Source organism: Promicromonospora kroppenstedtii DSM 19349 (assembly GCF_000515355.1).
GTDB lineage: Bacteria > Actinomycetota > Actinomycetes > Actinomycetales > Cellulomonadaceae > Promicromonospora > Promicromonospora kroppenstedtii.
Genome location: NZ_KI911714.1, coordinates 4429 through 7104, shown reverse-complemented (window position 1 = coordinate 7104; position 2676 = coordinate 4429). Strand labels below are relative to the sequence as shown.

The window sequence follows — 2676 nt, the reverse complement described above, 5'->3', positions numbered from 1 at the left end:
CTCGCGCCGGCAGCGCCGCCGTCGTCGGGCGGACCTGGTACGACGTCGGCCTGGCTGGCGGTGGCGAGCATCGCCGTCGGGCAGGCGCTCTACGGCCTGGCGACCGGGCTCGAGAACGCGAACGAGATGGGCTACCGCCAGGCGGTGACGCCCGACCACCTCCAGGCGCGGACCAACACGACGATCCGTAGCGTGAACCGCGCCATGCTCGTGATCGGCGCGCCGCTGGGCGGGCTGCTCGCGGATCATCTCGGCTACCGCCCGGCACTGTGGTGGGGCGTGGCGGGATTCACGCTTGTCGCAGTACTCCTGGGGGTCTCGCGATTCAGGACCGCACGACACCCTCAGGTATCTTGATATCGAGAGATCGGCACATTCCAACACCCGGGGAGTCAGCCACACCCATGTCCAAGATCATCTATACCCACACGGACGAGGCCCCGCTTCTGGCGACGTACTCGTTCCTGCCGATCGTCTCGGCGTACGCGGCCAAGGCCGGTGTGGACGTCGAGACCCGTGACATCTCGCTCGCCGGCCGCATCATCGCCCAGTTCCCCGAGCGGCTCACGGAAGAGCAGCGCCAGGCGGACGCGCTCGCCGAGCTGGGCGAGCTGGCGAACGACCCGTCGGCCAACATCATCAAGCTGCCGAACATCTCGGCGTCGGTGCCGCAGCTCAAGGCGGCCGTCGCCGAGCTCCAGGCCCTCGGCTACGACCTGCCGGACTTCCCGGAGAGCGTCGAGACCGACGAGCAGAAGGACGCACGCGAGCGCTACGGCCGCGTCATGGGCTCCGCCGTGAACCCGGTGCTGCGCCAGGGCAACTCCGACCGTCGCGCCCCCGCCTCGGTCAAGAACTACGCCAAGGCGCACCCGCACCGTATGGGCGCCTGGGCAGCCGACTCGAAGACCAACGTCGCGACCATGGGTCACGACGACTTCTTCTCCAACGAGAAGTCCGTGATCGTCGAGGCCGACGACACGCTGCGCATCGAGCACGTCGCCACCGACGGCACCGTGACCGTGCTCAAGGAGTCGCTGCCCGTGCTCGCCGGCGAGGTCGTCGACGGCACGTTCCTCGACGCCGCCGCGCTCGACGCGTTCCTCGCCGAGTCGATCGAGCGGGCCAAGGCCGAGGGCGTGCTGTTCTCCGTGCACCTCAAGGCCACGATGATGAAGGTCTCCGACCCGATCATCTTCGGCCACGTGGTCCGCGCGTTCTTCAAGCCGGTCTTCGACAGGTACGGCCAGGACCTGGCCGCCGCCGGCCTCTCGGCGAACGACGGCCTGGGCGGCATCTTCGCCGGCCTCGAGTCGCTGCCGAACGGCGCCGAGATCCGCGCCGCGTTCGACGCCGCGCTGGCCGACGGCCCGAAGATGGCCATGGTGAACTCCGACAAGGGCATCACCAACCTGCACGTCCCGTCCGACGTCATCGTCGACGCCTCGATGCCCGCCATGATCCGCATCGGCGGCCACATGTGGGGCCCCGACGGCGAGGAGGCGGACACCCTCGCGGTGATCCCCGACTCCTCCTACGCCGGCATCTACCAGACCGTCATCGACGACTGCCGCGCCAACGGCGCCCTGGACCCGGCCACGATGGGCTCCGTGCCCAACGTCGGCCTCATGGCGAAGGCCGCCGAGGAGTACGGCTCGCACGACAAGACGTTCGAGATCGCTACGGACGGCACCGTCCGCGTCGTCGACGGCGCGGGCAACGTGCTGATCGAGCACGCGGTCCGTGCGGGCGACATCTGGCGCGCGTGCCAGACCAAGGACGCCTCGATCCGCGACTGGATCAAGCTGGCCGTCACCCGCGCCCGGCTGTCCGAGACGCCTGCCGTGTTCTGGCTCAACTCGCGCCGCGCGCACGACGCGAACCTGATCCAGAAGCTCGAGCAGTACCTGCCGGAGCACGACACCGACGGCCTCGAGCTGCACGTCATGGACCCCGCGGAGGCGACGGCGTTCTCGCTCGCGCGCATCCGCCAGGGCCTGGACACCATCTCGGTGACCGGCAACGTGCTGCGCGACTACAACACCGACCTGTTCCCGATCCTCGAGGTCGGCACGTCGGCGAAGATGCTCTCGATCGTGCCGCTGATGAACGGCGGCGGCCTGTTCGAGACGGGCGCCGGCGGCTCCGCGCCGAAGCACGTGCAGCAGCTCGTCGAGGAGGACTACCTGCGCTGGGACTCGCTCGGTGAGTTCTTCGCGCTGGCCGCGTCCTTCGAGCACCTCGCGGTGACCGAGGGCAACGCCCGGGCCCAGGTCCTGGCCGACACCCTCGACCGCGCCACGGGCACGTTCCTGGGCGAGGACCGCTCCCCGGGCCGCCGCCTCGGCACCATCGACAACCGCGGCTCGCACTTCTACCTGGCCCTCTACTGGGCCCAGGAGCTGGCCGGGCAGTCCGACGACGCCGAGCTGGCCGCCACGTTCAAGCCCCTCGCCGAGGCCCTCGCCGGCAGCGAGCAGGCCATCGTGGAGGAGCTGCTCGCGGTCCAGGGCAAGCCGGCCGACATCGGCGGCTACTACCGCCCCGACGGCGCCAAGGCGACCGCCGTGATGCGCCCGAGCACCACGTTCAACGAGGCGCTCGCGTCGCTCTGACGCCCGCCCCCTCGTACGCGAGAGACCCTCAGGTCACCCCGGTGACCTGAGGGTCTCTCGC

1 protein-coding gene and 1 pseudogene are annotated in these 2676 nt (G+C 70.0%); both read left to right on the top strand.

What is annotated here, in order from left to right; translation table 11 throughout:
- A pseudogene (locus PROKR_RS20225) lies at positions 1 to 357 on the top strand (MFS transporter); the annotation flags it as partial.
- Between the two features lie 47 nt (positions 358 to 404).
- Entirely contained in the window at positions 405 to 2615 is a 2211-nt protein-coding gene (locus tag PROKR_RS20220) for an NADP-dependent isocitrate dehydrogenase (protein ID WP_036966420.1), read from the top strand.
- The last annotated feature ends 61 nt before the right edge of the window (positions 2616 to 2676 follow it).

What these genes read in the sequence shown, in the direction of transcription:
- PROKR_RS20220 (WP_036966420.1), top strand. Translation starts at nt 405, where the DNA reads ATGTCCAAGATCATCTATACCCACACGGACGAGGCCCCGCTTCTGGCG.